Genomic DNA, 3,808 nt, shown 5'->3' with positions numbered 1-3,808 from the left:
CTTTTTTTGTCTATAGAAGGTTCAACTAATCGCCATAGGTCTTTAGGGCGGAAACATCTACTTTTTAACCATCGGCTAACCGTGTCATGAGATAAAGGCGATGGGCTGACTTCTGATAACGCCAAACAAGAGTATCTTACACTGCTTACTTGCAAGAATATTTTATAGATATCTTTAATGCATGGATAACCGGACAAAATATGAACATCCTGATTTTTTCTTGTTTTTAAATTTATACTTCTTTTTTAGAGACTGCGAAACTCGTGGTAGCCAGTAAATTGAATTTATGGCGGCTATCTGGTACAGGTTGAATGGTTATTTTACCACCTAGCGTCGTAAGCCATTCTGCCAGTAGATTAATTAATGTTTCATTACTTAGATCACGTCTTGCATCGACAGAACTAATTGATGGTATGGCAACTAATTGACGGTATAACTCAACAAATGGGGGCAGTTTGCTTTTCACTGTTGTCAGCCTTAATGACTAAATTTTCACTACTACACGAGTTTCGCACCAATAAAAAAACGCTCTATTTTTAAGTTTAATTCAGCATGATATATAAATAGTCAAAACCTTATAAATCAAATACAACTTATTGTAATTTAAGAAAATTTATGTTTTTTAGTAACTTGCAGATTAATCATTGCTTTTAAGCCATTTTTAGAATTTTATATGCCTGTGCGAAACTCGTGTACTAATGCATTTCATTAAATAAAAATACAACAATTAATGTTAGTTCAGTGTACAAGATTTATTAATGAGAGGGTTGATGATACTAATTTTTCCTTTTAATTGATAACAACAATATATACAGGATAAAGGAAAATTAATGGCGTATAGGATCGTCGATTAATATATTTCGATATAAAGATTTTATTTAAGAATTAAAAAATATTTGCTTTAACATAATAATATTATTGATAAAATAATTATTTCAATATATCGATTTAAATTCAGCAATGACCATTAATTTGTTCATAAAAGTTTAGTGAAGTCTTTATTGGTGATGTGTTCAATCGATGCTTAGTGAATCTGAATTTCAATAAATAGAATGTTGAAGCATTGATTTATGGTCGCAACTTAGTTGTGAAATATTAGCTGCTTAGTAGAATCAGTTATTGGCGCTAAACAACTCACCGCGAAAGCGTTTAATTTATTCGTTTTTGTCTATGAATTATGAAGATAAATTTTTTTGCTGAATTTTTTCGTTGATAGGAAAACTGGATCCATTATGATGAATAGATAGGTTGATTCTATCAAATTTGTATTTAGGGAAGGAGTAGGCATGAATATTCGTGATTTGGAGTACCTTGTTGCATTAGCTGAGCATAAACATTTTCGGCGTGCTGCAGATGCCTGCCATGTTAGTCAACCGACCCTCAGCGGTCAAATTCGTAAATTGGAATACGATTTAGGTGTTATGTTATTAGAGCGGACAAGCCGCAAGGTTCTGTTTACTCAGCAGGGGTTATTATTAGTTGAACAAGCCAGAACAGTATTGCGAGAAGTTAAAATACTGCAGGAAATGGCTTCCTTACAAGGTGAAAGCATGTCAGGCCCGTTACACATAGGATTAATTCCTACTATCGGTCCTTATCTTTTACCTCACATCATTCCAGAATTACACCGTTTATTTCCTAAATTGGAGATGTATTTACATGAAGCACAAACACACCATCTGTTAGCGCAATTAAATAATGGCAAACTAGATTGTGCAATATTAGCGCAAGTAAAGGAGACCGAAGCTTTTATTGAAATTCCTCTGTATGAGGAACCTATGCGATTAGCTATTTATGAAGGACATCCATGGTTTAATCGTAAGGAAATTGAAATGCGTGAACTTGTTGGACAGAAATTACTTATGTTGGAAGATGGACACTGTTTACGTGATCAAGCGATGGGATATTGTTTTCAGGTTGGGGCAAAAGATGATACCCACTTTCGTGCCACCAGTTTAGAGACATTACGTAACATGGTGGCAGCAGGAAGTGGTATAACACTATTGCCAGATTTATCTGTACCGAAAGAGATAAAACGTGATGGTGTTTATTATCTTGATTGTATTAACCCTGTTCCTTCACGTTCGGTTGTTTTAATTTACCGTCCTGGCTCACCGCTTAGAAGTTGTCATGAGCAGTTTGCTGAGGCAATTCGTAAACAAATGTATCGATACTATAGTAAAAATTAATTGTTTACTTACTACTAATATTGTAGTATTGAGCTTTATTGGGTTAAAACAGACGGTTTAACCCATTCAGTGCAGCAACCCGAAATGCTTCTGCCATAGTTGGATAATTGAAGGTAGTATTAACAAAATATTCAATAGTATTACCTTCACCTTTTTGTTCCATAATTGCCTGGCCAATATGAATAATTTCTGCTGCACGCTCACCGAAGCAGTGAATACCTAGAATTTTCAATGTTTCGCGATGAAATAGGATCTTTAAACTGCCTACATTCATCCCGGCAATTTGTACTCTGGCTAAATGTTTAAATTGAGCACGCCCGACTTCATAAGGAATTTTCATGGCAGTCAATTGTTGTTCTGTTTTACCGACAGAACTGATTTCTGGAATGGTGTAGATCCCGGTAGGAATATCCTCAATTAAATGGGTATCGCTGTGGCCCGTTGTTATCGCGCGAGCAGCGAGACGACCTTGATCATAAGCGGCTGAAGCTAAACTGGGATAGCCAATAACATCGCCGACCGCATAGATATTTTTATTATGAGTACGATAGGTAGCATCAACTTTAATCAAACCTCGATTATCAATAGGAATAGCGATATTTTCTAAATTTAGATTATCGGTATTTCCCGTACGGCCATTAGCATATAATAGACAATCGGCTTTAACCTTTTTACCTGACTTCAGATGAATAATTACGCCATCATCTGTTCCTTCGATTTTTTCATATTCTTCATTATGGCGAATAACAACACCATTATTCCAAAAATGGTATGATAAAGCGTCTGACATTTCTTGGTCTAAAAACGATAGAAGGTGATCACGGGTATTAATAAGATCAACTTTTACCCCTAACCCTCTAAAAATTGAAGCATATTCACAGCCAATTACCCCTGCACCATAAATAATAACATGGTGGGGTTCATGATTTAGAGTTAAAATTGAATCGCTATTGTAAATGCGTGAATGCTGAAAATTGACATCGGGTGGACAATATGGACGAGAGCCGGTTGCGATAATGATTTTTTCAGCAGATAGAGTATCGCAGGTACCATCATTATAAAGAACTTTTAAAGTATGTTGGTCAATGAAAGAGGCTTCACCGGCAAACATTTTGCAACCATTTTGTTCGTAAAATCCTTGCCGCATATGTGTTTGTTGATTAATTACGGTCTCGGCTTGTTTAAGAATGTCGGAGAAAGAAGAGCGTAAAAGCCGGGATTTATCGCTATATAATGGATTTTGATTAAATTCGATAATTCGGCTGACAGCATGCCGAAGCGCTTTAGAAGGAATGGTTCCCCAGTGAGTACAACCACCACCAATTTTATTATAACGTTCAATGACTGCGACTTTTTTCCCTTGTTTTACCAACCCCATTGCTGCACCTTCTCGAGGCTGTCGCAAAAGCTCATGTTATCGATTAAAATTTGCTTTATTCGTTTTAAACGCAGATCTTTTATGACCGTATTTACTCGCAAACTGGAATCGCCTTCTCACACCAAACGTAAGTTTGTCAAAGCGCAAAATCTACCTATCTTGGAGGGTTCTGTTTCCCTTTGCGATTATCTCAAGCAAATTGGTGAACGTAGGGCATTTATTGTCACAGAGATTTTGGATG

General features: G+C 36.1%; 2 protein-coding genes and 3 pseudogenes. 2 read left to right on the top strand and 3 right to left on the bottom strand.

The annotated features are described in order from the left end of the window. Both CBG25_RS05070 and CBG25_RS05065 read right to left on the bottom strand, forming a co-directional pair. Window positions 1–197: pseudogene (locus CBG25_RS05070) on the bottom strand (hypothetical protein); the annotation flags it as partial. A 68-nt stretch (window positions 198–265) separates the two neighbouring features. Continuing rightward, window positions 266–466: pseudogene (locus CBG25_RS05065) on the bottom strand (acetylornithine deacetylase); the annotation flags it as partial. Window positions 467–1,286: 820 nt separating this feature from the next. Here CBG25_RS05065 and oxyR point away from each other — a divergent pair. Beyond that, complete coding sequence (gene oxyR, locus CBG25_RS05060) at window positions 1,287–2,189, top strand: DNA-binding transcriptional regulator OxyR (protein ID WP_290605012.1); 903 nt, start codon at window positions 1,287–1,289, stop codon at window positions 2,187–2,189. Between the two features lie 43 nt (window positions 2,190–2,232). Here oxyR and sthA read toward each other — a convergent pair whose 3' ends face one another. Next, window positions 2,233–3,594 (bottom strand): Si-specific NAD(P)(+) transhydrogenase, encoded by a 1,362-nt coding sequence (gene sthA, locus CBG25_RS05055; RefSeq protein ID WP_290605010.1) that lies wholly within the window; start codon window positions 3,592–3,594, stop codon window positions 2,233–2,235. 6 nt (window positions 3,595–3,600) lie between these two features. Between sthA and CBG25_RS05050 the strand changes: the two are divergent. Continuing rightward, window positions 3,601–3,808, top strand: a pseudogene (locus tag CBG25_RS05050) (hypothetical protein); the annotation flags it as partial.

This window comes from Arsenophonus sp. ENCA (genome assembly GCF_002287155.1).
Lineage (GTDB): Bacteria > Pseudomonadota > Gammaproteobacteria > Enterobacterales > Enterobacteriaceae > Arsenophonus > Arsenophonus nilaparvatae.
The sequence above is the reverse complement of the archived record's forward strand: the minus strand, read 5'-3'. Positions and strand labels throughout refer to the sequence as shown.